At 71.1% G+C, this 24,593-nt stretch carries 21 protein-coding genes and 1 tRNA gene; 8 read left to right on the top strand and 14 right to left on the bottom strand.

What is annotated here, in order from left to right; genetic code table 11:
* Nucleotides 1–166 precede the first annotated feature (166 nt).
* Nucleotides 167–2,161 (top strand): Stk1 family PASTA domain-containing Ser/Thr kinase, encoded by a 1,995-nt coding sequence (gene pknB / locus ACFYWQ_RS24785; RefSeq protein WP_389519044.1) that lies wholly within the window; start codon nucleotides 167–169, stop codon nucleotides 2,159–2,161.
* Between the two features lie 110 nt (nucleotides 2,162–2,271).
* On the opposite strand, the gene ACFYWQ_RS24780 is transcribed toward pknB, so the two are convergent.
* The 6 genes from ACFYWQ_RS24780 to ACFYWQ_RS24755 form a co-directional block, all read right to left on the bottom strand.
* On the bottom strand, nucleotides 2,272–3,066 hold the full coding sequence (locus tag ACFYWQ_RS24780; RefSeq protein ID WP_389519043.1) for a class E sortase: 795 nt from the start codon (nucleotides 3,064–3,066) through the stop codon (nucleotides 2,272–2,274).
* 6 nt (nucleotides 3,067–3,072) lie between these two features.
* Nucleotides 3,073–4,149: a class E sortase gene (locus tag ACFYWQ_RS24775; RefSeq protein WP_389519394.1), complete on the bottom strand. Its 1,077-nt coding sequence runs from the start codon at nucleotides 4,147–4,149 to the stop codon at nucleotides 3,073–3,075.
* The gene (locus ACFYWQ_RS24770; RefSeq protein WP_389519042.1) at nucleotides 4,068–4,706 is read right to left on the bottom strand and encodes an aminodeoxychorismate/anthranilate synthase component II; all 639 of its coding nucleotides are present in this window, start codon (nucleotides 4,704–4,706) and stop codon (nucleotides 4,068–4,070) included. Before ACFYWQ_RS24770 ends, ACFYWQ_RS24775 begins: the two co-directional genes overlap by 82 nt.
* On the bottom strand, nucleotides 4,703–4,900 hold the full coding sequence (locus ACFYWQ_RS24765) for a hypothetical protein (protein ID WP_389519424.1): 198 nt from the start codon (nucleotides 4,898–4,900) through the stop codon (nucleotides 4,703–4,705). Before ACFYWQ_RS24765 ends, ACFYWQ_RS24770 begins: the two co-directional genes overlap by 4 nt.
* Nucleotides 4,901–4,916: 16 nt before the next feature.
* Nucleotides 4,917–5,642 (bottom strand): class E sortase, encoded by a 726-nt coding sequence (locus ACFYWQ_RS24760; RefSeq protein ID WP_389519041.1) that lies wholly within the window; start codon nucleotides 5,640–5,642, stop codon nucleotides 4,917–4,919.
* 72 nt (nucleotides 5,643–5,714) lie between these two features.
* Nucleotides 5,715–6,503: a DUF881 domain-containing protein gene (locus ACFYWQ_RS24755; RefSeq protein ID WP_389519040.1), complete on the bottom strand. Its 789-nt coding sequence runs from the start codon at nucleotides 6,501–6,503 to the stop codon at nucleotides 5,715–5,717.
* A 140-nt stretch (nucleotides 6,504–6,643) separates the two neighbouring features.
* Between ACFYWQ_RS24755 and crgA the strand changes: the two genes are divergently transcribed.
* Complete coding sequence (crgA, locus tag ACFYWQ_RS24750; RefSeq protein ID WP_389519039.1) at nucleotides 6,644–6,898, top strand: cell division protein CrgA; 255 nt, start codon at nucleotides 6,644–6,646, stop codon at nucleotides 6,896–6,898.
* A gap of 257 nt (nucleotides 6,899–7,155) precedes the next feature.
* Here the strand turns inward: crgA and ACFYWQ_RS24745 are convergent, their stop codons facing one another.
* Complete coding sequence (locus tag ACFYWQ_RS24745) at nucleotides 7,156–8,049, bottom strand: rhomboid family intramembrane serine protease (RefSeq protein ID WP_389519038.1); 894 nt, start codon at nucleotides 8,047–8,049, stop codon at nucleotides 7,156–7,158.
* A gap of 98 nt (nucleotides 8,050–8,147) precedes the next feature.
* Entirely contained in the window at nucleotides 8,148–8,675 is a 528-nt protein-coding gene (locus ACFYWQ_RS24740; RefSeq protein WP_389519037.1) for a peptidylprolyl isomerase, read from the bottom strand.
* A gap of 360 nt (nucleotides 8,676–9,035) precedes the next feature.
* On the opposite strand from ACFYWQ_RS24740, the gene ACFYWQ_RS24735 reads away from it, so the two are divergent.
* The gene (locus tag ACFYWQ_RS24735) at nucleotides 9,036–9,740 is read left to right on the top strand and encodes a DUF5324 family protein (RefSeq protein WP_389519036.1); all 705 of its coding nucleotides are present in this window, start codon (nucleotides 9,036–9,038) and stop codon (nucleotides 9,738–9,740) included.
* A 293-nt stretch (nucleotides 9,741–10,033) separates the two neighbouring features.
* On the opposite strand, the gene ACFYWQ_RS24730 is transcribed toward ACFYWQ_RS24735, so the two are convergent.
* A tRNA-Ala gene (locus ACFYWQ_RS24730) sits at nucleotides 10,034–10,106 on the bottom strand.
* Between the two features lie 184 nt (nucleotides 10,107–10,290).
* Here ACFYWQ_RS24730 and ACFYWQ_RS24725 point away from each other — a divergent pair.
* Complete coding sequence (locus ACFYWQ_RS24725; RefSeq protein WP_389519035.1) at nucleotides 10,291–10,839, top strand: helix-turn-helix domain-containing protein; 549 nt, start codon at nucleotides 10,291–10,293, stop codon at nucleotides 10,837–10,839.
* 239 nt (nucleotides 10,840–11,078) lie between these two features.
* Nucleotides 11,079–12,683, top strand: a complete 1,605-nt coding sequence (locus tag ACFYWQ_RS24720) for a serine/threonine-protein kinase (RefSeq protein ID WP_389519034.1) — start codon at nucleotides 11,079–11,081, stop codon at nucleotides 12,681–12,683.
* Here the strand turns inward: ACFYWQ_RS24720 and ACFYWQ_RS24715 are convergent.
* Both ACFYWQ_RS24715 and ACFYWQ_RS24710 read right to left on the bottom strand, forming a co-directional pair.
* Nucleotides 12,647–14,047: a hypothetical protein gene (locus ACFYWQ_RS24715; protein WP_389519033.1), complete on the bottom strand. Its 1,401-nt coding sequence runs from the start codon at nucleotides 14,045–14,047 to the stop codon at nucleotides 12,647–12,649. The genes ACFYWQ_RS24720 and ACFYWQ_RS24715 overlap by 37 nt on opposite strands.
* Nucleotides 14,048–14,305: 258 nt before the next feature.
* Entirely contained in the window at nucleotides 14,306–14,434 is a 129-nt protein-coding gene (locus ACFYWQ_RS24710; protein ID WP_003999697.1) for a DLW-39 family protein, read from the bottom strand.
* Nucleotides 14,435–14,783: 349 nt separating this feature from the next.
* Here ACFYWQ_RS24710 and ACFYWQ_RS24705 point away from each other — a divergent pair, with 349 nt between their 5' ends.
* Complete coding sequence (locus tag ACFYWQ_RS24705; RefSeq protein WP_389519032.1) at nucleotides 14,784–15,257, top strand: DUF6344 domain-containing protein; 474 nt, start codon at nucleotides 14,784–14,786, stop codon at nucleotides 15,255–15,257.
* A 225-nt stretch (nucleotides 15,258–15,482) separates the two neighbouring features.
* Here the strand turns inward: ACFYWQ_RS24705 and ACFYWQ_RS24700 are convergent, their stop codons facing one another.
* On the bottom strand, nucleotides 15,483–16,298 hold the full coding sequence (locus tag ACFYWQ_RS24700; protein WP_389519031.1) for a lipase family protein: 816 nt from the start codon (nucleotides 16,296–16,298) through the stop codon (nucleotides 15,483–15,485).
* A gap of 345 nt (nucleotides 16,299–16,643) precedes the next feature.
* On the opposite strand from ACFYWQ_RS24700, the gene ACFYWQ_RS24695 reads away from it, so the two are divergent.
* Together ACFYWQ_RS24695 and ACFYWQ_RS24690 are read left to right on the top strand one after the other, a co-directional pair.
* Entirely contained in the window at nucleotides 16,644–17,408 is a 765-nt protein-coding gene (locus ACFYWQ_RS24695) for a glycosyltransferase family 2 protein (RefSeq protein WP_389519030.1), read from the top strand.
* Between the two features lie 438 nt (nucleotides 17,409–17,846).
* On the top strand, nucleotides 17,847–22,052 hold the full coding sequence (locus ACFYWQ_RS24690; protein ID WP_389519029.1) for a hypothetical protein: 4,206 nt from the start codon (nucleotides 17,847–17,849) through the stop codon (nucleotides 22,050–22,052).
* A gap of 835 nt (nucleotides 22,053–22,887) precedes the next feature.
* Here ACFYWQ_RS24690 and ACFYWQ_RS24685 read toward each other — a convergent pair.
* The gene (locus tag ACFYWQ_RS24685) at nucleotides 22,888–23,256 is read right to left on the bottom strand and encodes a hypothetical protein (protein ID WP_389519028.1); all 369 of its coding nucleotides are present in this window, start codon (nucleotides 23,254–23,256) and stop codon (nucleotides 22,888–22,890) included.
* A 529-nt stretch (nucleotides 23,257–23,785) separates the two neighbouring features.
* The gene (locus ACFYWQ_RS24680; RefSeq protein ID WP_389519027.1) at nucleotides 23,786–24,454 is read right to left on the bottom strand and encodes an RNA polymerase sigma factor; all 669 of its coding nucleotides are present in this window, start codon (nucleotides 24,452–24,454) and stop codon (nucleotides 23,786–23,788) included.
* Nucleotides 24,455–24,593 lie beyond the last annotated feature (139 nt).

Here is a 24,593-nt window from a genome sequence, read left to right as displayed (position 1 = left end):
GATCACGTCGCCTACACATCGGTGCACGTTGCGATACCGGTCCTGTATCGGGTGACGGGCTTGGCCAGGTCACGCAGCGCCGTCCGGGTACGGTAATGCCCGGACGGCAGCCTCCGGCCGCACATGTGTGCCGGTCGGGACCGACGGAGAGGGCTGGTAGGTAGCTATGGAAGAGCCGCGTCGCCTCGGCGGCCGGTACGAGCTGGGCCATGTGCTCGGCCGTGGTGGCATGGCCGAGGTCTACCTCGCGCATGACACCCGCCTCGGCCGCACCGTGGCGGTGAAGACGCTGCGCGTGGACCTCGCGCGCGACCCTTCCTTCCAGGCCCGGTTCCGCCGGGAGGCCCAGTCTGCCGCCTCGCTCAACCACCCCGCGATCGTCGCGGTCTACGACACGGGCGAGGACTACATCGACGGGGTCTCGATCCCGTACATCGTCATGGAGTACGTCGACGGCTCCACCCTGCGTGAGCTGCTGCACTCCGGCCGCAAGCTGCTGCCGGAGCGGACGCTGGAGATGACCATCGGCATCCTCCAGGCCCTGGAGTACTCGCACCGGGCCGGCATCGTCCACCGCGACATCAAACCGGCGAACGTCATGCTGACGCGCAACGGCCAGGTCAAGGTGATGGACTTCGGCATCGCCCGCGCCATGGGCGACGCCGGCATGACGATGACGCAGACGGCCGCGGTCATCGGCACCGCCCAGTACCTCTCCCCGGAGCAGGCCAAGGGCGAGCAGGTGGACGCCCGCTCGGACCTCTACTCCACGGGCTGTCTCCTCTACGAACTGCTGACCGTCCGGCCGCCGTTCGTCGGCGACTCCCCGGTCGCGGTCGCCTACCAGCACGTCCGCGAGGAACCGCAGGCGCCCAGCGTCTTCGACCCCGAGATCACCCCCGAGATGGACGCCATCGTCCTGAAGGCGCTGGTCAAGGACCCGAACTACCGCTACCAGTCCGCCGACGAGATGCGCGCCGACATCGAGGCCTGCCTCGACGGCCAGCCGGTCGCGGCCACGGCGGCGATGGGCTCCGTCGGCTACGGGGGCTACCCCGACGACCAGCCCACCACGGCCCTGCGCTCCACGGACGCCGGCGCCACCACGATGCTGCCCCCGATGAGCCCGGACGACGGCGGCTTCGGCTACGACGACCGCCCCGACCGGCGCCGCCAGAAGAAGTCCAACACCTCGACGATCCTGCTGGTCGTCGCGGCCGTGCTGGTGCTCGTCGGCGCGATCCTGATCGGCAAGTGGGCGTTCAGCGGCAGCGCCGAGGACCAGCCGTTCGAGGCACCGAACTTCGTCGGTCAGACCGCGGAACGCGCCCAGACGATGGCCGACAACGTCGAGCTGAAGCTGGTGAGCACCGAGGAAGCCTGCGAGGACACGCCGAAGGGCAGCGTCTGCGAGCAGGACCCCAAGGCCGGCACCGAGGTCGACAAGGGCGACACGGTCAACATCGTCGTCTCGACCGGTGCGCCGAAGGTCGCCGTGCCCAGCGTCCTCGGCAAGACCCTGGAAGAGGCCAAGTCGACGCTGGAGGGCGACAAGTACCAGCTGGTCGTCGAGACGAAGGAAGAGGTCTCCTCGGAGGAGGCGGGCACGGTCATCGGGCAGGACCCGGAGCTGGGCAACGAGGTGGAGAAGGGGTCCACGATCACCCTCACCATCGCCAAGGCCGAGGAGAAGGCCACCGTCCCCGACGTCTCCGGCAAGACCTGTGACGAGGCCAAGGCCCAGATGGAGGCCAACAACCTCGTCGGCAGCTGCACCGAGGTCGACACCCAGGACCAGAACCAGGTCGGCAAGGTCATCCAGACCACGCCGTCGGCCAACTCCCAGGCCGACAAGGGCTCCACGGTCCAGATCCAGATCGGCCGCAGCACCCAGACCCAGGTCCCGGGCAACCTCCAGGGCCTGAGCCTGAAGGACGCCAAGAAGGCCATCGAGGACGCGGGCCTCACCGTCGGCAACGTCACCGGCTCCAGCGACGACAACGCCGTCGTCATCAGCTCCGATCCGCAGCCGGGCACCACGGTGAGCAAGGGGCAGACGGTCAACCTGGTCGCCGCCGGCGGCAACAACGGCAACAACGACGGCGGTAACGGCGACAACGGCGGGACGAACTTCTTCGGCGGAGGCGACGGGGAGGACTGACCCCGCCCCCACCGACGCGTCGGGCCCTGCCGGTCGATCCGGCAGGGCCCGTGTCGTTCGTGGTCAGCCGCTGTCCCCGGCGTTCCCGCGCGGGCGGCGCTCTCGCGAGGTCAGCGCAGTTCCTTCGGCGGCGTCCGGTCCGCGTCCACCTTCTCCACGCGCTCCAGCTCGCCCCAGACCACGTACCGGTACCGGCTCGTGTAGACCGGCGTGCAGGTGGTCAGCGTGATGTACTTGCCGGCCTTCTTCCGGCCCGACTCCTTCGGGACGGCGCCGAGGACCTCGACGTTGTACTTCGACGTCTCCGCAAGGACGGCGTACACCGTGTAGACGTACCAGTTGTCCCGCGTCTCGAAGACGATCGGGTCGCCCTTCTTCAGCTTGTCGATGTTGTGGAACTTCGCGCCGTGGCCGTCGCGGTGGGCGGCCAGCGAGAAGTTGCCGTCCTTGCCGCTGGTGGGGAGCGTGGCCTTGACGGGGTCGGTGTAGTAGCCGGCGACGCCGTCGTTGAGGATCTTCGAGGAGGTGCCCTTCTCGACCAGGACCTCACCGTTGTTCATGGCGGGCACGTGCAGGAAGCCGATGCCGTTCTTGGTGTCGAGCGCACCGGGGCCGGTGTCCTCGGCGGCCCAGGTGTCCCGCACCTTGTCGCCCTGCTGGTCCGCCCTGCGGTCGGCTATGACGTTGGTCCACCACAGGGAGTAGACGACGAACAGGCCGAGCACCAGCCCGGCCGTGATGAGGAGTTCGCCGAAGACGCTCACCGCCAGGGCGATCCGGCCGCGGCACCGCGGCGCGGGCGGGGACAGGTCGGTGTGCTCCGCGCGATCCGCGCGATCCGCGCGATCCGCGGGTTCCGCGGGTTCTGCGTGCTCAGTGTCGTCGGTGGTCGCTGCCACGGTCATCTGCCCCTACTCGACGAGCGCATCCGGCTTGCCCTTGCTGCGCGGCCGTTCCTCGACCATCTTGCCCCAGACGATCAACCGGTACTTGCTGGTGAACTCCGGCGTGCACGTCGTCAGGGTGATGTACCGGCCCGGCCCGGTGAATCCGGAGCCCACCGGCACGGGTTCGAGGACGCTCACGTTGCTCGGCGAGGTCACCGGCAGCATCGACGCCATCTTGTAGACGTAGTACTCGTCCTGCGTCTCGACGACGATCGCGTCGCCGGGCTGGAGCTTGTTGATGTACCGGAACGGCTCGCCGTGCGTGTTGCGGTGGCCCGCGAGCCCGAAGTTGCCGGTCTTCGCGTCGGGCATGGCCGTCTCCAGGGCGCCCTCGCCGTAGTGCCCGACCATGCCCTTGTCGAGCACCTTCTTGTTGCTGGTGCCCTCGGCGATCGGCACCACCACGTCCAGCTTGGGGATGTGCAGGAGGGCGAATCCCTGCCCCGGCGAGAAGGTCCCCGGGTTGCGTTTGCCGTTCGCCCAGTCGTCCTGGAGGCTGCTCGCCTCCTGGTCCGCCTGCGCGTGCGCCCGGACGTTCGTCCACCACAGCTGGTAGGTGACGAACAGCAGCATCAGCACGCCCGTGGTGATGAACACCTCGCCGACGGCGCGGCTGGCGATCACGGCCGCGCCGGGCTTGCGCGCCCGCGCCTGCCGCCGGGCCTCCACCCGGGAGAGCGGCCGCGACGGCGACTCCTCGGTCCGGGCGGGCGCGGGGACCGCGCCGTCGCCGCCACGACGCCCGTGACGGCGCTTGGCGGCCTTTCTGCGGGCCGCTCGGCCACCGGCGGGGGTTCCAGGAGCGGGAGAGGGGGCCGGGGCTCCAGAACCGGCCAGGGGCTCGCCGCCGAACGCGGACTCCGGTGGCTGCGGTATCCGCAGGGCCACCGTCTCGTCGTCCAGGGGAGGCTCGTACGGCAGGCCGCCGTAGAGGTCCTCGCGCTCGGGGCGCAGCGCGGTCACGCCGTGGCCCTGCCCACCACCGGCGCCAGGCCCGCCGACCTCGCCACCGCACTCTCGTCGCCGCACTCCACCAGCCAGTTGGCGAGCATCCGGTGGCCGTGCTCGGTCAGCACCGACTCCGGATGGAACTGCACGCCCTCGACCGGCAGTTCCCGGTGGCGCAGGCCCATGATGATGCCGTCGTGGGTGCGGGCCGTGACCTTCAGCTCGTCGGGCACCGTCGCCGGCTCGGCCGCCAGGGAGTGGTAGCGGGTCGCCGTGAAGGGCGAGGGCAGCCCGGCGAAGACGCCCTCGCCCTCGTGCTCGACCGGCGACGTCTTGCCGTGCAGCAGCTCCGGCGCCCTGTCCACCACGCCGCCGTACGCCACCTGCATCGACTGCATGCCCAGGCAGACGCCGAAGACGGGGACGCCGGTCGTCGCACAGTGGCGGACCATGTCGACGCAGACGCCGGCCTGCTCCGGCGTGCCCGGTCCCGGGGAGAGCAGGACGCCGTCGAAGCCGTCCTGCGCATGGGCCGTGGAGACCTCGTCGTTGCGCAGGACCTCGCACTCGGCACCCAGCTGGTAGAGGTACTGGACCAGGTTGAAGACGAAGCTGTCGTAGTTGTCGACGACGAGAATGCGCGCGCTCACTGGTTGTCCACCGTCACATCGTTGAAGGGAAGCAGCGGTTCGGCCCACGGGAAGACGTACTGGAACAGGACGTACACCACAGCCAGAACCAGCACGATCGAGATCAGCGCCTTCACCAAGGCGTTTCCCGGCAGATGCCGCCAGATCCAGCCGTACATGCCGTCCCTTCCGTCGCACCACGGCACCAGACTCACGCCGTACACCACCAGACTAACGGCGTAGGGCCGCCGGTTCGCCTGCCTCCGCGGGCTGGGTGGAGTCCAGGTGCGCCCAGACGATCAGCCGGTGGCTGTGACCCCACTCGGGGTCGCACGTGGTCAGCGTCAGATAGCGCCCTGGACGCGTGTACCCCGACGCGCGGGGCACCGCGTCGATCACCTCGACGTCCGCCGGCACGGTCCGGTAGGGCCCCCGGTCGATCCGGTACGTGAACCAGGTCGTCCCGTCCGTCAGCACCACCGCGTCCCCGGGCCGCAGCTTCGGGAAGTCCTTGAAGGGGTCGCCGTAGGTGCGGCGGTGCCCGGCGACGGAGAAGTTCCCGGTCTGCCCGAGCGCGGCCGTGCCCGTGTAGTGGCCGAGCCCCTTCTTCAGGGTGCCGGTGTCCGTGCCTTCGAGCACGGGCTTGTTCCACGTGAAACCGAGCCGCGGGATGTACATGATCGCGAAAGCGCTGCCCGGCCGGTACGCGGCGGGCGGCGCGGGACTGGAGGAGGCACTCGGGGACTGCGGGGCCGGTGAGGGCTGTGGGGACTGCGGGGCCGGGGAGGAGCCCTGCGCCGGGTGCCGCGCCCACTGGTCGCGGAGGTGGTCGACCTGCTCGTCCATCACGTGGTCGGCCCGCACGCCCGTCCAGAACAGCACGTAGACGACGAAGAGCACGATCACGGTGCCCAGGGTGACGCAGAGCTCGCTGAGGGTCCGGACGATCAGGCGCACCGGCGGCTCCCCGTGGAACGAACGGCTGTTCCGGCTGCTCCGCTTCTTCCGGGTGGTCCCGGCTGCCCGCGGCTACTCCACCGGCTCGGCGTAGTGCAGGTCCACTGTGCCCGAGTAACCCGGCAGCGTCACCGTCCCGTCCTCGGTGACGTTCCAGCCGAGGCCGTAGACGTTGACGTAGACCATGTAGTTCTGGATCGCCTGCGAGTCCGCGAGCGCCTGCTGGAGCTTCTCCGGGTCCCCGACCGCCTGGATCTTGTACGGCGGTGAGTAGACACGGCCCTGGAGGATCAGGGTGTTGCCCACGCAGCGCACGGCGCTGGTGGAGATCAGCCGCTGGTCCATGACCTTGATGCCCTGGGCGCCGCCCTGCCAGAGGGCGTTCACCACGGCCTGGAGGTCCTGCTGGTGGATCACCAGGTAGTCGGGCTGCGGCTCGGGGTAGCCGGGGAGCTTGGCGGTGGCGTCGGGCGGGGCGTCGTTGAGCGTGACCGTGATCGCCTCGCCCTTGAGCTCCTGCGTGCCCGCCTGCGCCTCCAACCCGGCGAGTTTCTCGTCCTCGGCCTGGGTGCTGCCGTCGTCGGCCTCGGCCAACGACTCCACGTCGTCGCGCAGGGCCGCGTTGGACTCGTCCAGTGCGCCGTTCTCACGGCTGCGCTCCTGGATCAGGTCGGAGAGCTGCAGCAAGGACGCGTCCGTGCGGATGTTGGTGCCCTTGGCCGTGTTGAAGCTGGTGACGAAGAGGAGTCCCGCGAGGGCGAAGACACCCATGGTGAGTACCCGCACCGGGCGGAGACGGGGCCGGCGGACGGAAGCGGAACCCGTTGAACCCGTCCCGGGGGAGTCGGCAGAATTGCTCAACGTACCCTTATCTCCTTCGGCGCCGTAGAAGCACTACGCTAACGGACGCCCGGGGGAGCCTCAGTGTCCCCTTGTACGCTGCCCCGAGCCCGACCCAGTTCCCTGCGCGGCCACGCAGCGCATCGACAGGAGAGACCCTCGTGCCGAAGTCACGTATCCGCAAGAAGGCCGATTACACGCCGCCGCCGGTGAAGCAGACGACCGCGATCAAGCTGAACAACCGGGCCTGGGTCGCGCCGGTGATGCTGGCCATGTTCCTCATCGGGCTCGCCTGGATCGTCGTGTTCTACGTGACCGACGGCTCCCTGCCCCTCGACCAGCTCGGCAACTGGAACATCGTGGTGGGCTTCGGCTTCATCGCCGCCGGATTCGGCGTCTCCACCCAGTGGAAGTAGCAGGCGGACCACTCCTCCGTCCACCTCTGCCCAGGGGTATCCACCGAGTTATCCACAGCCGTTTTCCACAGTGGGGAAAAAGAACGACGATCTGTGGATAACCGGCCCGAGGTTGACACCGGTGTGACGAACCCCCACCCCCTCGAAAACCTGTTCGCCCCCTGCCTGACCTGCGAGAACATCGGTCGGTGACAGGGGGCACAGCTGTTCCCCCACAGTGTGCACAAGATCGGGCACACGCTGTGGACAACCTGCGCTCAACTGAGCTGGCCGGTCCTCAAGAGGGTCATCACCACGGCTGCCACGAGCACCAGTGCACAGGTGCCGAACTGCACCAGGGCACGCCGCTCACGCGGGGCGTGGACCATGGCGTAGCCGATGGCGACGCCGGCCACGAAACCGCCGACATGGGCCTGCCAGGCGATGCTGCCCCACCCGAAGGTGATGATCCCGTTGATCACCAGCAGGGCGATGATCGGCCGCATGTCGTAGCGCATACGGCGCATCAGGACGGCGGTGGCGCCGAACAGGCCGAAGATCGCGCCGGAGGCACCGAGCGAGGCCTGGTTCGGGGCCGCGAGGAGGTAGGTCAGGGCGCTGCCCGCGAGACCCGAGACGACGTAGAGCGCCAGGTAGCGAACCCGGCCGAGTGCCTGTTCGAGAGGGCCGCCGAGCCACCACAGGCTGAGCATGTTGAACAGGATGTGCATATAGGTGCTGTGCAGGAACATCGAGGTCAGCAGCCGGTACCACTGCCCCCGCGCGACGCCCTCGACATCCTGGAGGGCCGGCACGTAGGCCTGTCCGATCAGGTCGAACCGGTCGGTGAAGCGGTCCCCGACCGAGAGCTGCACCAGGAACGCGGCGAGGCAGAGGCCCATCAGGATCTTGGTGACGAGGCGGGGGTCGGCGGCGACGGTGCCGCCCGCGAGGGTCCGCGGCTGCGACGCGGAGGGCGCGTGTCCCGTGCCGGAGCCGGTGCGGACGCAGTCCGGGCACTGGAAGCCGACGGAGGCGCTGACCATGCACTCGGGGCAGATGGGGCGCTCGCACCGGGTGCAGCGCACGCCCGTCTCACGGTCGGCGTGCCGGTAGCAAGCGGGCAGGCCGCTGTGGGCGTCGTCCTGGCGGCTGCCCGGCGCCTGGTCCATGGGGTCCCCCAACGTCGTCGTCTGCAAGGCTGTGCCCCGCTCGTCACTACGGACGAGCGGGGCAAATGGTTCCCGACCGGAACCGGTGCGTCCTGCCGTCAGCGCTTCTCGACGACGACCGACTCGATGACGACGTCGTTGAGCGGGCGGTCGGTGCGCGGGTTGGTCTGCGTGCCCGCGATGGCGTCGACGATCTTCTGGCCGGCCGGGTCGGTGACCTCGCCGAAGATGGTGTGCTTGCGGGTCAGCCAGGCCGTCGGGGAGACGGTGATGAAGAACTGCGAGCCGTTGGTGCCCGGACCGGCGTTGGCCATGGCCAGCAGGTAGGGCTTGTCGAAACGCAGGTCCGGGTGGAACTCGTCCTCGAACTGGTAGCCGGGACCGCCGGTTCCGTTGCCCAGCGGGTCACCGCCCTGGATCATGAATCCGCTGATCACCCGGTGGAAGACCGTGCCGTCGTAGAGCTTCGCCGAGGACTTCTCGCCGGTGGCGGGGTGGGTCCACTCGCGCTCGCCGGTGGCGAGCTCGACGAAGTTCTTGACCGTCTTGGGGGCGTGGTCCGGGAAGAGCCGGACCTCGATGTCGCCGTGGTTGGTCTTCAGGGTGGCGTACAGCTGCTCGGCCACGATCTGCCTTCCGTTGTCTTCCTGTAACGCCCCGATCCTCGCACGCCCGGGACGGTACGTCGCCCGGCACCCGCGACGGAAGGGGTCGCTCCGGACACGAAAGGCGCTCGGGCCGTCCGGGGTACGGACACGGAAAAGCGCCCGGGCCGTCCGGGGCGGGAGCGGGCGGAGCCGATCCGTGGCATTGTCGACGACAAGCCCCCGTTCCCCGTATTCACCCCCTCTTGCATCCGATCACTACCACTCGGGACGTTCGGCACCCGTATGCCCGTCCGCGCATGCCGAGGCGGCCGCCGGCAGGCATGATCCGTAAAAGGGTGGAAAGTCGAAATACCGTACGCCACCGAGGAGGAGGAACCCGTGACCCGCATCGACAGCGTGCGCGCCGCGACCGGTTCGGCGAAGGACAGCGTGCTGCACGCCGCGGAAGTGGTGGCGCCCTACGCCGACACGGCCAAGGAGAGGGCCGCGCTCTATGCGCAGGAGGCCCGCGTACGGCTCGCGCCCAAGGTGTCCCAGGCCGCCGTACAGGCCCGCGTGCAGTACGGCGCCCATGTCGCGCCCCGCCTGGAGCAGGCACGGGCGCATGTGCCGCCGAAGGTCGACCACGCCGCTCATGAGGCGGCCGTTCGGACGCGTCAGGCCGCACGGCAGGCCGCCGAATACTCCCGGCCGAAGATCGAGCAGGCGAAGGCCGCGGCCGGGCCCGTGAAGGACGAGGCCGCCGCCCGGGGCATCGCCGCGCTGGCCGCGCTCCGCGGCCAGGTGACGCCCAAGGAGATCGAGAAACTGGTCCGCAAGCACCGGCGGCGGGCACGGGCGGGCAAGCTCGCCAAGGCCCTGGCCGTGGTGGGTCTCGTCGGCACGGGCGCTTACGCGGCGTGGAAGTGGTGGGACAAGCAGGCCAACCCGGACTGGCTGGTCGAGCCGCCCGCCGCCACGGAGGTTCCCGCCGGGGGCGGCCTGAACCCGGTGGGCGGTACCGGTGAGGCGTCCGCTCTCGACCCCGAGGTCCAGGCCAAGGAGGCCGAGGAGGAGGCCGCGAACCGCGAGGACCGCAGCTGAGGCTTCGACTTCTACGACGTATCGAGGACGTGGCGCCTACCACGTGGGGCCGACGACGTACGGCGATCACGGCGGACCACAACGACGTTTCACGTGAAACACCCCTTTGACCGCGTTTACGTGGCCGGAGGGGTGTTCCTCGTGCCGGGCGGTCACGTAGCGCGCTCAGGGTGTACCCGTTGCGTGTCCGTGGCGGAGGGGGTGGATCGGGGCCGCACACGGGCACTGCCTCCGCGCAGGGCGCAAAAATGCCCTCCGAGCTGCGTTCTCGCAGTTCGGAGGGCATCTCCAGGTGGAGCCTAGGGGAGTCGAACCCCTGACATCTGCCATGCAAAGACAGCGCTCTACCAACTGAGCTAAGGCCCCTGGAAGAGAAACGACCAGCCGGAGAAACCCCCTACCGGTGGGCGCCGCAGACCAGAGTACCGGGTCACCCCCCTGATCCCGCAAAAAGATTGGGGGTCCCCGCGCATGACCACGCTCCGTAAGATGCTCGGCGTGGTTCGCGGCAGCGAACCACGGTTTCTGGGGAAGCGATGGGGAGACGCACATGGACGCCGCACAGCAGGAAGCCACCGCGAGAGCGCGGGAACTGCAGCGGAACTGGTACGGAGAGCCGCTGGGGGCGCTCTTCCGCAAGCTCATCGACGATCTCGGTCTCAACCAGGCTCGTCTCGCGGGGGTACTGGGACTGTCGGCGCCGATGCTGTCGCAGCTGATGAGCGGTCAGCGGGCGAAGATCGGCAATCCGGCGGTGGTGCAGCGGGTGCAGCTGCTTCAGGAGCTGGCGGCCCAGGCCGCCGACGGCAGCGTCAGCGCCGCCGAGGCGACCGAGCGCATGGACGAGATCAAGAGGTCGCAGGGAGGCTCGGTGCTCAACAACACCACGCAGACCACCAGCGGTTCGGGGGCACCGACGGTCAAGCGCGTGGTCCGCGAGATCCAGTCGCTGCTGCGCTCGGTCGCCGCCGCCGGCGACATCATCGAGGCCGCCGACACCCTCGCCCCGACCCACCCGGAGCTGGCAGAGTTCCTCCGGGTGTACGGCGCCGGCCGCACCTCCGACGCGGTCGCGCACTACCAGTCCCACCAGAGCTGATCCGACGGCCGGGGAGACCGAAGGGGGTTCGGCGACCGGGCCGGAGACAGGCGGGAGGGCGTCATCGCCCGTCACGGGGGTCCTGCCGCTCGGGAAGGGACGCGCCACGCGTCCAAGGGGTCGGTTCACTCGTCACGGAGGGGTTCGAGTCACTCGTCACGGAGGGGGTCCTGTCGCTCGTCACGGGGGTAACGAGGGACAGCAGAGGGAAACCGCAGGGGGAGGAGCGACGCACTGCCATGGGTGAGGTCTTCGCCGGACGGTACGAACTCGCCGACCCGATCGGCCGTGGAGGGGTGGGCGCCGTCTGGCGCGCCTGGGACCACCGGCGCCGGCGCTACGTGGCCGCCAAGGTGCTCCAGCAGCGCGACGCCCACGCCCTGCTGCGTTTCGTCCGCGAGCAGGCGCTGCGCATCGACCACCCCCATGTGCTCGCCCCCGCCAGCTGGGCCGCCGACGACGACAAGGTCCTGTTCACCATGGACCTGGTCGGTGGCGGGTCGCTGGTCCACCTCGTCGGCGACTACGGTCCGCTGCCTCCCGCGTTCGTCTGCACGCTCCTCGACCAGCTCCTGTCCGGGCTCGCCGCGGTCCACGCGGAGGGCGTCGTGCACCGTGACGTCAAGCCCGCCAACGTGCTCCTGGAGGCCACCGGCACGGCCCGGCCGCGGCTGCGGCTGTCCGACTTCGGCATCGCGATGCGCCTGGGCGAGCCCCGCCTGACCGAGACCAATCTCGTGGTGGGTACGCCCGGTTACCTCGCGCCCGAGCAGATGCTGGGCTCCGACCCCGACTTCCCCGCCGACCTGTTCGCCGTCGGCCTGGTGGCGCTCTATCTGCTGGAGGGCGCCAAGCCCGACGCCAAGGCGCTCGTCCATTACTTCGCGGAACACGGCACACCCGGCGCGCCCCAGAACATCCCCGAGCCGCTGTGGCAGGTGGTGGCCACGCTGCTGCAACCGGATCCGCAGGCCCGCTTCCGTACGGCCACCGGGGTGCGCAAGGCACTGGCGGCGGCCGCGGAGCTGCTGCCCGAGCCCGGCCCGGACGACGAGCAGATCGAGATCTTCGACCAACTCGGGCCGCTGCCCCCGGGATTCGGCCCCGAGGGCCCGCTGAAGCGCGCCTCGGGCATCACCGTGGCGCCGTCGGCCTTCGAGCGGACCTCGCCGCAGCACGGCCCGGGCACGGGCTCCGTGGCATACGGCCGGGATACCGGCACCGGCACCGGCTCCATCGCCAGCACCGGCTCCGGCTCCGGCACGTCCTCCACAGCGAGCGATCCGCGTCAGCCCGGACGCCCGCCGGCCTCCGCGCCCGTGCCCGTGCCCGGCGCTCCCGTCCCCTCCATGTCGGACACCGGCAGCTTCCACCTGCCGCCCCCTCAGCCCACCCAGGCCCCCACGCCCACACCCACCCCCACGCCGGCTTCCGCCCCCGAGCCCCCTCCCGCTCTCCCTCCGCAACCGCATCACGTCACGGGCTCCCCGCACCTCTCCCCCCACGGATCCCCGTACGACTCCATGTACGACTCCACGTACGCGCTGCACTCGGGCGGCCGACGCACCGGCGCCTCCACCACGGCTGCGTACACGGCCCAGGAAGCTCCCGCTTCCTCCGAGGCCCCCGTTCTCCCCGAGGCCCTCGCTTCCGCCGCGGCCCCTGTTTCCCCCGCTGTCCCCGCTGCCCCCGCTCCCTCCGGAAGGGCAGCGGGTACCCGCCGGGGGCACCGCCGCGCCCGTGCGCCGCGTCGGCCCGGCCCACCCGCCAAGGTGGCGCTGCCGCTGCTGCTGCTCGCGCTGGCCTGTTACGCCGTGGGGTTCTGGGCGTTGGCGCGGATCTGAGCGGAGGTCCGGCGCCGGGCCGTGACCGTCCACACGCCGAGCACCAGCAGCAGCGCGCTGCCGGTGCCGATACCGCCCACGGCGACCGCCCGCATGGCGGTGCCACCACCCTCGCCCGCGGCCACGGTGCCGCCCGGCGCGCGGGCCGGTTCCCGCGCACCGGCGTCGAAGACGTCACGCGGCACCGGCTGCCCGGCGTACCCCGGCCCGGCCCTGCCTGCCGCTCCGTCGACGCGGACGCGCAGCCGCAGGCCGTACGGCCCGTCGCCGAAACTCTCGGCGACCTGCGCCGACAGATGCAGTACGAGGTAGTAGGAGCCGGCGAACCGCAGGCTGTCGGCGGGGTCGGTGGGGGCGTACCGGTTGGTGTAGCGGACCGGCGGCACCGGGGCGAGGGAGGTCGACGTCTGCCGGCCGCCGTAGCCGGCGCTCGTGTGCACGACCTCGGCGCGCACCGGGTTGTAGAGCGTCATGTCGAGCGCGGGCACCACGAACCCGGTGTCCTGGTCGGCGCTGTCCAGGTCGACGGTGGCGTACACCTGCTGCCCCCAGCCGACGGGCACCTTGTAGAAGAGGGTCTGGCCGGGGGCGAGGTCGTCGCTCCAGACGCCCTGTGACAGCGCGGTCGCCCCGGCGAAGCCCGATCCGCCCCGGCGGGGTACCGGCTCGGCGACGAGCGGGGCGGGGGTGGCGGAGTTCCACGTCTCGGGCACGCCCGTGGCGCCGGCCTTCTCCAGGGGCGGCTCGGAGACGGGCACCAGCTCCAGGTCCCAGGGCCGGTCGGACTCGGTGCCGGTGCCGGTTCCGGTGCCGGTGCCGGTGCGCTCGACGACGACGTAGTAGGTGCCCGCTTCCTGGCACAGGCCGAGGCCCGGCTGGATCTCCCGGGCGGCCCAGGCGGTGATCGGTTGCGGGCTGCGGGAGGCGCCGGTGGTCACGGAGTCGTAGGAGCAGCCGACGCCGTCGGCGTTCTGCACGGAGACGCTGATCCCGTCGCCGCTCGCCGGCGCGGCGCCGGGGCGGGGGACGGCCGTGACGGAGACGTACGTGGTCGAGGTGGCGTCGAGTTCGAGGCGGTAGTAGGCCTTGCCGCGGCCGGTGAGGGAGCTCCGGTAGGTGGTACCGGGGTGCAGACGTACGGCGTCGGCGGTGCCCTTCGCGGGCTCGGCGCTCCGGGCGTCGCCGTCGAAGCCGTAGCCGTATGCGGAGTCGGGGTCGTCGTCGTCACGGTCGTAGGGGTGGGAGAGGGCGGTCGCCACGGCAGCGGTCCCGGGGAGCAGCACCGACGTCACGAAGGTCACCGCCGTCACTGCGGTCACAGCGGCCATGCGCGCCATGACCATCACGGCGGACATCCCGGTCATCCCGGTCATCGTGGCTGCTCGCCCCCGGGCGGTCCGCCGCCCCGTACGCCGGCCCATCCGCACGCCCCCTCGCCCTCGCCGGCACCGGGTCCGCCCGGACCCGGCCGTGGGCCATCCTGCCCCGTCGGCCCGGGCGCCACCCGCGCATTCCGTACGGGCGTCCGAAACGTTCGCCCCTACACGGGGCCGAGATCCCGTGCAACACGAAACCCCGACCGCTGAGGCGGCCGGGGTCTGCTCAGTTCTCGGTGTCTGTGTTCACGAACCCGTGGGCACGGAGTCGGTCGCCTCCGTCCACAGATCCTGCTCGGCGCGATCCGCCTGGATCTGGCGGTACACGAGGAGCCCGCCAATGGCGGCCAGTGCGACCAGGAGAAGCTTCTTCACCGCGCGACCTCGTCTTTCGTTGACGTTGGGGACCTCTGGCGCCCGACTATACACACCGACCGATATCGATCGGTGACCTGCGTCGGCCCCTCAACTACCGCCCCCGACGGCGCAGTAGCCGGGCCCGGCGAGACCGGATCACCCCATAGAACCGGAGGGTGATCACCTCTCCACGGAGGGTGATTTCGCCCCACCTACGCCCGCCTTCCATACTTTTCTTCCTTTATGAGGCCATCCGAGTGGTGTTCATCCGAACATCGCGGCGGCGCGAGCGTTGCTCCACCACTTCGCACCCCACATACACATCATGAGGAAAGTACGCAAATCGCTCGACCCGAAAGTGAGGGACATGACCGAGAACCGGGTCATGAAGCTGTGGACCGCCATCGTCACCGCCTTCTTCGCCGTGTGCGCCGCGCTCGGATTCATCACGACGACCGCCACGACGGCGGTGGCACAGACCGAGCCGGCGCGCAACAGCGACAACGGAGGACGCACCGTCCACCCGGCCGTGCCGGCGGTGTCCCCCTGGGCCTGGCTCCACGCACGGTCACTGCCCCCCACGATGAAACAGCGCATCCGCGCGGAGGCCCACGGCAAGTCGCCCAGCTGCCGCACCCGCCCCCTCCCGGAGGCGGACCCGGCCGAACAGGCCGCCGATCCGGCCGCCGAACCAGCCGCCGAACCAGCCGTAGAAGCCGCCCCCGGCCCGGAAGCCGCCCCGGCCGCCGGCCTCGGCGAACCGGCCGAGCCCCGCACGACGCCCTGCGAGCCCGAAGTCCTCCCGCGCGGCGCCAAGGCGCCGATCCCGCTCCAGCGCTGAGGACGCGGCACCCCCACCGACACGATGTAACGGCGACTTGCGTACAGCCTTACAGCGCGCACGAAGCAGGCCCGGCGGCTCCCAGGAGCCACCGGGCCTTCGCCGTGCCCGCCGGACGTCGGGCGGACCCCTCGTACGGCGGCCGGCCGGGGCGGCGCGCCCCGGTCAGCACAGGCCGGCCCGGTGCAACGCGGGTCAGGGCGGGCCAGCGCGGGTCTGCGCAGGTCAGCGCAGGTTCTTCTCCAGCAGGGCGACGTACCGGTCGATGAAGTGGTCGCGGATGCCGTCGCCGGCCGGCGCGAACGGATCCGCGGTGGCGCCCCGCACCTTGTCGGCGAGCAGGCCGACAGCGGGAATGCGGTCGTGCAGCCTGCCGTCGGCGTCGAAGTAGCGGAGGGCCTCGACGTGGCGGAACGGCGTCGGCGGGACCTGGGGCACGATGTCGTTGTTGTTGACGAACCGGAACGTGCGTCCCTTGAGCGCGGTGTCGTAGGCGGTGGCCAGGGTGGCGTCGCAGGTACGCGGCTGGCCGTAGGTGTAGACGCCGTGCGGGGTCAGGTTGGGCGCCTCGAAGTACATGCGCGCGCCGGACAGCATCGCCAGGGCTCCGCCGAGACTGTGCCCGGTGAACCACACCGACTGTCCGTTGTCCTTGAACTCCCCCACCGTCTCGCGGATCTGCGGGTGCACGACGTCGAGCGCACGGTGGAATCCGACGTGCACGTACCCCTTGCCACCCGGTCCGGGGACGGGCGGGGTGGCGGTGTCGGTGAGCCAGTCGCGGATCTGCTCCGGCTCGGTGCCGCGGAACGCGACGAGGACCATGTGCTCGCTGGCGGCGACGTAGGCCTGGGTGTCCTCGATCGGGAAAGGCATGGTGTGGGGGGCCGAGAAGTGGCGGAACCGTTCGAACTTCCACTCGCGGGCGAGCTGTTCGGCCTTCTCCGGGGGCTGGTACGCGGCACGGGCGGCGTGCGCAAGCCAGTAGGCGTGCGTCGGCGAGTAGCCGGAGGCGGAGTGGTCCAGGGGCGCGACGGACACGGGCGTCTGCCTTTCGACGGCGTGGGGGAGGGGAGAGGAACGGTCCGTGATGCTGGCAGGGCCGCGTGTGCCGGTCCGTGCGCGACATCCGGCCCCACGCACGGCGCGCGAAGCAGATCAGGGGCGCACGGGTCCACGTACGGGCACACTTGCGAATGCGCGTACGGGTCCCCGTACGGGCACGCCCACGGTTCCCCGTACGGGCACGCGGACAGGTCCCGTACGGGCCCATGACGTGTCCGTCCGGCACAAACCCCGCCTCCATGACACCTTCTGACGGCCCATAGGCTGATCGACCATGACGGAGTCGCCCGTGACCACGCTCCCGGAAAGGTGGTGAGTGCGGTGAGTCCTGCCGTGATCCGGCGCATCGTCGTCGTCACCGCGGTGCACGCCCCGTCCGCCCCGTACCTGCCGGAGGCCTACGCGTCGCTGTGCGACCAGGAGCTGCCCGACGGCTGGGAGTGGCACTGGGTGGTCCAGGAGGACGGCACCACGGACGAGGTCGCCCCGCACCTGCCGGACGCCGACCCGCGCGTGACCTTCCGTCAGGGGCGCCGGGGCGGACCGGGTGTCGCCCGCACCGTCGCGCTCGCCCACGCCGAGGGCGAGTACGTGAAGGTCCTGGACGCCGACGACCGGCTCGCCCCGGGCGCCCTGGCCCGCGACCTGGCCGCCCTCGAAGGCGACCCGACGATCGGATGGGCGACGTCGTGCGCCCTGGACCTGCTGCCGGACGGCACGACGGCCGGCTTCCCGGACGATCCGCCCGACGGGCCGATCGAGCGCGGGGAGGTACTCGCCCACTGGACGGCGAACGGCTTCCGGGCGCAGGTGCATCCGGCGACCCTGTGCGTACGGCGTGATCTGCTGCTCGCGCTGGGCGGCTGGATGGCGCTGCCGGCGTCGGAGGACACCGGGCTGCTGCTGGCGCTCGACTCGGTGAGCCGTGGGTGGTTCTCGGCTGAGGTGGGGCTCCTGTACCGGAAGTGGCACGGCCAGGCCACGGGGCAGGCGGCGCACGTCGATCCGGCCGAACGGGCGGCCCGTATGGCCGTCGTGGCGGCCCGGGCCCGAGCGCTGGCGTCACTGCGGTGGCACGGCCCCTGAGGGGCTACCCCTACGTGACGGCGCCCCACGCCGCATCCACACGCCGCACCGTTCGGCACCGGTCCCTCCCCTCGTGCGGACCGCTGCCGAACGGTGCGGGTGACGTCGGCCCGCGCCGTGGAGGCGTGGACCGAGGTAAGCCGGGAACCCGTGGCCCGGGTGGGGCAGCAGTCCGGTCGGGGGACTGCTTCTCGGGTCCCCGCGCGCTCAGGCGACGGGGGTCGCGATCGTATGAGAACTCTGGCGAAAGTTGGCCGGGAACATGCGGTGCCCCGAGCTGCCCGCGACCGCTGAGCTGGTGGCCTGTGCGGGCGTCGTCCGGTTGATGCGCCACTGCGATGCGATCCTGCCATTTTCGGCCCGTACGAAGGGAGGTTCCGGCGTCCGGTCCTCGGCTTAACCGCAGGTCAGCCGTATACAGTGAGTTTTCCGGACCGGATGCCGGCTGCGGGGGGAGTAAGGGGTGGAGACTTGGGTTCCGGCTCAGGGGCGCGCACGGCCTTCGCGGAACGTCTCGCGCTGCTGTACAGGGAGGCCGGCAACCCGCCGCTCAAGCGCGTGTCCGAAGCGGTCGCCCGCCTTCAGCGGGTCGACGAACGCGGGCGGCCCGTACGGGTGTCCGCCCAGCGGATCAGCGACTGGCGGCGGGCCCGCAACGTGCCCGCACAGTTCGCCGCCCTGGCGGCGGTCCTGCACGTGCTCATCCCCGAGGCGCGCCGCCTGCGTCCCGTACCGGTGTCCACGGGACTCTACGACCTGACCCAGTGGCAGCGCCTGTGGGAACGCGCGGTGGCCGACCCGGTCGCCGACGGTCCCGAGGCGGCCGAGGAGGAGCAGCCCCCGGGCGGCGACCCCCCGCCCGTGCCCGGCGGCGTCTGCCCGTACCGGGGGCTGGCCTCGTACCGCCAGGAGGACGCCCGCTGGTTCTTCGGCCGGGAGCGGAGCACGGAGGCCCTGGTCGCCCAGCTCCGCGCGGCCGAGGAGACCGGTGGCCTCGTGATGCTCGTGGGCGCCTCGGGGGCGGGCAAGTCCTCCCTGCTGAGCGCCGGCCTGGTGCCCGCGCTGCGCGACGGCGCGCCGGGCGACGAGGACAGCCGGAGCAGAAAGGTCCTCCACCTCGTACCGGGCGCCGATCCCCTCGCGGAGCTGACCCGCTCCCTGCCGGAACTCACCCGGGCCCTCCCCGGCCTCACCCAGCCCCCTCCCCACCCGGCCCGGACCGCCCCGCCCGTACGGGACACACCGGAGCCGGCGGCGAACGAACCCGGCACCCCGCACTTCGCCCGGACGGTACGGGCCGCCATCACGGCCTGGGCGACGACGACGCCCCCCGGCCCCACACCATCCGATCCGCCGCCGTCCGCTGCCCCGCCGTCCGTCCGCACACCGCCCGCCCCCGCACCGACCTCTCCCACACCCCTCACCCCGTCCCCCACCCCGTCCCGCACCCCCTCCCCCCGCCCGGTCCTCATCGTCGACCAGTTCGAGGAGACCTTCACCCTCTGCCCCGACGAGACGGCCCGGCGGACCTTCATCCAGCTCCTCCACGCCGCCTGCACCCCCGACGCCCCGGGCGAACGGGCCCCCGTCCTCGTCATCCTCGGCATCCGCGCCGACTTCTACGAGCAGTGCCTGGGCTATCCCGAACTGGCCGACGCCCTCCAGCACCGGCACATGGTGCTCGGCCCGCTGACCACCGCGGAGCTGCGCGAAGCGGTCACCGGTCCCGCCAAAGCCGTGGGACTGGAACTCGAACCCGGTCTCGCCGAGCTGATCGTCCGTGAGGTCAGCGCCGACGGTCCGCGCGGCGCGCACGACGCGGGCGTGCTGCCGCTCCTCTCCCACGCGCTGCTCGCCACCTGGCAGCGGCGGAAGGCGGGCAGGCTGACGCTGGCGGGCTACCGCGCGGCCGGCGGCATCCAGGGAGCGGTGGCGGCGACCGCAGAACGCGCGTGGTCCGGACTCGACCCGGCGGCCCGTACGGCGGCCCGGCTGCTCCTGCTCCGGCTGGTCCGGCTGAGCGAGGACACCCAGGCCACCCGCCGGCGCGGGACCCGGCGCCAGCTGGCGGCCGAGTCGACGGACCCCGGCAAGACCGAGGAGTCCCTGGAGGCGCTGGTACGGGCCCGGCTGGTGACGCTCGACGCGGAGACCGTGGAGATCACCCACGAGGCACTGCTGCACGCCTGGCCGCGACTGCGCGACTGGATCGACGAGGACCGCAACGGCAACCTCCTCCGCCAGCGCCTGGAGGAGGACGGCAGGGCCTGGGAGGAGTCCCGGCGCGACGCGTCGCTGCTCTACCGGGGATCCCGTCTGGAACAGGCCCGCGCATGGGCCCGGTCCGCCGGCGACACCTACCTGACCCGCGGCGCGGTGGAGTTCCTGGCCGCCTCGGTCAGGCTGCGCAGACGGATCGTCCTGCTCAGCCGTGCCGCGGTGTCGACCCTGGTCGTCCTCGCGGTCCTGGCCGTCGGCGCGGCGGTCGTCGCCTGGCAGCAGCGCAACGACGCCGTGTTCGAGCAGGTCGTCGCCGAGGCCGACCGCGTCCAGTACACGGACCCCTCGCTGTCCGCGCAGCTCGACCTGGTCGCGCACCGCCTGCGCCCGGACGACGAGGGCACCGTCAACCGGCTGATCTCCATCGTCAACGCCCCGCTCGCCACCCCCCTCCTCGGCCACACCGGCGCCGTCTACCTCACCTCGTTCAGCCCGGACGGACGGCTCCTGGCGACCGCCAGCTACGACCGGACCGTACGGCTGTGGGACGTGCACGACCCCGAGCGCCCCGAACCGCTCGGCGAACCCCTCACCGGTCACACCAGTTGGGTGAGCAGCGCCGTCTTCAGCCCGGACGGCCACACCCTCGCCAGCGCCGGCGACGACGGCACGATCCGGCTGTGGGACGTCACCGCCCCCAGCCGTCCGAAGCCGCTCGGCGCTCCCCTGACCGGCCACAAGGGCACGATCTACCTGCTCGCCTTCAGCCCGGACGGGCGGACCCTGGCCTCCGCCGGCGAGGACCGCACCGTACGGCTGTGGAACATGGCCGACCCGGCACGGCCGAAGGCGCTGGGCGCGCTGACCGGCCACACCGCCGCGGTGCGGTCGGTGGCGTTCAGTCCGGACGGACGGACGCTGGCGTCCGGCGGTGACGACGACACGGTCCGGCTGTGGGACGTGGCCGAGCCGGACCGGCCCGAGGCGCTCCGGACGCTGACCGGCCACACGGACCTCGTGCACTCCGTGGCGTTCAGCCCCGACGGGCGCGTCCTCGCCAGCGGCGGCGCGGACGACACCATCCGCCTCTGGGACGTCTCCGTCCCCCGCCGGGCCGGCCAGCTCGGGCCGCCGCTCACCGGCCACACGGCGCCGATCTGGTCGGTGGCGTTCAACCCCGACGGCACCATGCTCGCGGCGGCCAGCGCCGACAGCACGGCGAGCCTGTGGAACGTCAGCGACCCGGCGTACCCCTCCCAGGTCGGTGAACCCCTGGCCGGGAGCAGCGGCGAGATGTACGCCCTGGGCTTCAGCCCCGACGGCCGCACCCTCGCCACCGGGAGCGGCGACAGCAAGGTCCGTCTGTGGTCGATCCCGACGTCCGACATGATCGGCCGCAGCGGGGCGTTCCGCCCGGACGGGCGGGTGCTCGCCACGGCCGCGCGCGACGGCAGCGTCCGGCTGTGGAACGTGGAGAGACCGGACCGGCCCGTCCTCCTCAACGAACCCTTCCTGCCCGGCAACGGCGGCCAGCGCTCCCTGCTCTTCTCCCCCGACGGCCGCACCCTCGCCGTGCTCACCGGCAGCCGCTCGGTGTACCTGTGGAACGTCACCGACCCGGCCCGACCGGTCTCCTACGGCGCTCCCCTCACCCTGCTCACCCGCTTCATGGGCCCCGAGGCACTGGCGTTCAGCCCCGACGGCCGCACCCTCGCCACCGCCTACGACGACCGCACCCTCCGCCTCTGGGACATCACCGACCTGTCCCGCCCCACCCCCTACGGCGCCCCCCTCACCGGCCACAAGGGCTACGTCAACGCCCTCACCTTCAGCCCGGACGGCCGGACCCTGGCGAGCGCCAGCGCGGACGGCACGATCCGCCTGTGGGACGTGACCGCCCCCCGCCGCGCCGCTCTCCTCGGCACGCCCCTGACCGGGCACCACGGCCCGGTCAACACCCTCGCGTACAGCCCCGACGGCCACACGCTGGCCAGCGGCAGCGACGACGACACGGTCCGCCTGTGGGACGTCACCGACCCCCGCCGGGCCTCCCGGCTGGAAGCCCCCCTCACCGGGCACACGGAAGCGGTCGTGTCCCTGACCTTCAGCCCGGACGGCCACACCCTGGCGAGCGGCGGCAACGACAACACCGTCCGCCTCTGGAACGTCGCCGACCCCTCCGCGGCGGCCCCCATCGGCCAGTCGATGAGCCCCAACGCCAAGACGGGCAACTTCCTCTCCTTCAGCCCCCAGAGCCCCATGCTCGGCGTCTCGAGCGGCACGGACACCGTGCGGCTGTGGAACCTCGACGTCGACGACGCCATCAGCCACATCTGCGCGACCACCCGCGGCGTCCTGACCGAGGACAAGTGGCAGGAGTACCTCCCCCGCCTCTCCTACGAACCTCCCTGCGACGACTCCTGACAGCGAAGTGATACCCGTCACAACGTCCGGCCGTAGAGGAGAGTTCCTCCCCCCAGGCAACCACCCTTGTTAGCCTTGGCCATAGCCCGGTCGCTGGTGCATCCCCCGTCGCCAGCGACCGGGCCTTCGCATGCCCGGAACCCACCAGGCACCCCACCGCCCTCCGCCCACCGGCGCTCACCCCCGCGAGACCGTTGGTGTCAGCCACAGACGCAGAAGACCCCCAACCATGATCGGTTGGGGGTCTTCTCGCTGGTGGGGCTAACAGGATTTGAACCTGTGGCCTCATCCTTATCAGGTCGGTCACAGGGGGGCGGCAACCTTGGTCAACTGGCCGTGGCGCTTGGGGAGGGTTCGCCGAGGTTCGGCGCTGATCGCTGGCGTCCGGGGCTGTTGGTGTCAGGCGATGGTGTCAGCTGCCAGAGGTGGACTTGACAAGTCCCCTACTCACCCACTAAATCCGCCGCACGGTGATCACTCCAGGCCTACACGGGGCACGTCTGGACCTCAGCCGACGACAGTCAGCCACGATGGCGGGTGCGTCGACCGACCACGCACGCGTGTGCCTCGCTGCACTCTCACTCGCCTTAGCCACGCTGCCGGTGTCGTCGACCAGGGTAGGCCGCGCCGGCCGGGTCGTAACCACGACTCGGTGGTCATCGCCTCCCACATGGGGACCGCGCTGGGTCAAACGAGCGGCTGCCCAGCGACCAACGACACTCCACACTGCCCAGCCCAGCAGGCCGCGCCGACCTCGGTATGCGCTGATGGAACGACGGGTGGCCCCGACCCGGGGACCGGTCGAGGCCACTCTTGCGTCCTCCAGAGGCACCCGCTACTTCGCGCGCTTCAGGGCCACGGCCAGCGCCCAGAAGCCGATGGCCGCGCTGAGCATGTCGGCCGCCTGGACGTCACCCTGTACAAACATCACGATCGACGCCACGAAGGCGACGGTGCCAAGACCGGCGAGACCGACCGGAGACAAGGACCGCGCCACCGCCGCTGCGCGGCGGCCCATTTCGGCACGGCGGACGCGACGAAGACAGCGCAGGTGCGCCCGGCGAGCGCGGTGCAGGCGTCGCACCTCACGTCGGGCTTCCCTCTTCCCCTCCGCGCGACGGTCGAACTCGTCCTTGGCGGCGATGAGGAGGGCATCGAGCTGATTGCCCTGGTCATCTCCGTACGGCTGAGGCAAGCTGGTCATCGGCCAGGCTCCTTCTGGGGGCCGCCCTTCTGCCGCTCGTTGGGCCCTACCCCGACGTGCAGCGGGCGACGGTGGTTTGTTCCGACACCGGGAATGACTGAGCCGGGCTCCGAAACATCGGAGCCCGGCTCTGCCTGTGGCCTACGTCACGTTAAGTCCGTCGTCATCAACTGCGCGCCTCCCCCAAAGACCGAGGCGTAGCAGACCCGGCACGCCGAGTTGCCTGCTGCTCGCTCTTGCGCAACGAAGCCTCCCCGAAGGGCAGCCGCGGCAACACGACGGTCAGCAGACGGTCCCACGCCCGGGCGGTGATCCCGACGGCGACCATGATGAGGGCGATCAATGTCGCCCAGTGATGTGTAAAGCGACTGTGCATGCTGGTCCCCTTTACACCCGCGCGCCCCGTGTCGCGCGGATCTCATTGGAACGGGTGGTGTTGGTTTGAGAAGCCGATGAGCTTCCCACTCGAACCCGTGAACCACGCGAACGGAACGCGCGACTCACGGGCTCGCGAAGGAGCTGACCGGCCTCAGTCGGTCAAGCCGAACCGGTACAACACCTGCCGTTTCCGATCGGGAGCACGCAGCTTGCGCACCGCCGTGTGGGACGTCGACCGCACCGAGGCCGTCGTGGTCTGCAGCATCTCCGCGACATCCTTGGTGGGCAGCATGTACGCCTTGTGCAGCACGACGACCTTGGCCTCCCACGGCGTGACCAGCCCGTCGAGCTGCTTGGCCATCTCGAACGCCTTCTCGTGGAGCTCCCGCATGCTCTGAGGCGTATCGCCATCTCCTTCATCAAGGACGTCCTCATGATCCTCGACGAAGACCTCGACGAGCCGCATCAGTCGGCGCTTGTGGTCGATCAGCAGATTCGTGCTGATCGTGCGCAGCCACGCGCCCACGTTCTCCACCGGCCGGGCCTCATCGTCCGTGAGGTAGACCCACGCCTTCATCATCGCCTGCTGAGCAATGTCCTCGGCATGCGGCAACGGCACGCTACGGGACAGCGTCCACGTCATCTGCCGCTGGCGCTCCAGCGCCGCCTGCCACGTCGCGGCGGCCTCCGGCGACAACACCTCCTCCGGCCGGCCGCCTGTCATGGGCTGCGTCTGCTGACGCTCCGCCCGCTCGCTACTTCGGCCCCGATCCCGACGCACGCCCTCGTCGCCGGGAGACCGGTCAGCCCTGCTGGCCATCCGTGCTCCTCTATTCGAACCTTGCCTGACGGCTCACCAGCACCGCACAGGCTGTCCCATCCGCTACGACGCACGGCAAACCCCAACATGAAGATCGTTTCCAGAAAAATTCACGAACTCCCACAAGGGGCGCCTGCGA

The sequence above is a fragment of the Streptomyces sp. NPDC003247 genome (genome assembly GCF_042888135.1).
GTDB lineage: Bacteria > Actinomycetota > Actinomycetes > Streptomycetales > Streptomycetaceae > Streptomyces.
The sequence above is the reverse complement of the archived record's forward strand: the minus strand, read 5'-3'. Positions and strand labels throughout refer to the sequence as shown.

What these genes read in the sequence shown, in the direction of transcription:
- ACFYWQ_RS24780 (WP_389519043.1), bottom strand. Translation starts at nt 3,066, where the DNA reads ATGACCGTGGCAGCGACCACCGACGACACTGAGCACGCAGAACCCGCG.
- pknB (WP_389519044.1), top strand. Translation starts at nt 167, where the DNA reads ATGGAAGAGCCGCGTCGCCTCGGCGGCCGGTACGAGCTGGGCCATGTG.
- ACFYWQ_RS24715 (WP_389519033.1), bottom strand. Translation starts at nt 14,047, where the DNA reads ATGACCGGGATGTCCGCCGTGATGGTCATGGCGCGCATGGCCGCTGTG.
- ACFYWQ_RS24725 (WP_389519035.1), top strand. Translation starts at nt 10,291, where the DNA reads ATGGACGCCGCACAGCAGGAAGCCACCGCGAGAGCGCGGGAACTGCAG.
- ACFYWQ_RS24720 (WP_389519034.1), top strand. Translation starts at nt 11,079, where the DNA reads ATGGGTGAGGTCTTCGCCGGACGGTACGAACTCGCCGACCCGATCGGC.
- ACFYWQ_RS24745 (WP_389519038.1), bottom strand. Translation starts at nt 8,049, where the DNA reads ATGGACCAGGCGCCGGGCAGCCGCCAGGACGACGCCCACAGCGGCCTG.
- ACFYWQ_RS24685 (WP_389519028.1), bottom strand. Translation starts at nt 23,256, where the DNA reads ATGACCAGCTTGCCTCAGCCGTACGGAGATGACCAGGGCAATCAGCTC.
- ACFYWQ_RS24690 (WP_389519029.1), top strand. Translation starts at nt 17,847, where the DNA reads ATGCCGGCTGCGGGGGGAGTAAGGGGTGGAGACTTGGGTTCCGGCTCA.
- ACFYWQ_RS24705 (WP_389519032.1), top strand. Translation starts at nt 14,784, where the DNA reads ATGACCGAGAACCGGGTCATGAAGCTGTGGACCGCCATCGTCACCGCC.
- ACFYWQ_RS24680 (WP_389519027.1), bottom strand. Translation starts at nt 24,454, where the DNA reads ATGGCCAGCAGGGCTGACCGGTCTCCCGGCGACGAGGGCGTGCGTCGG.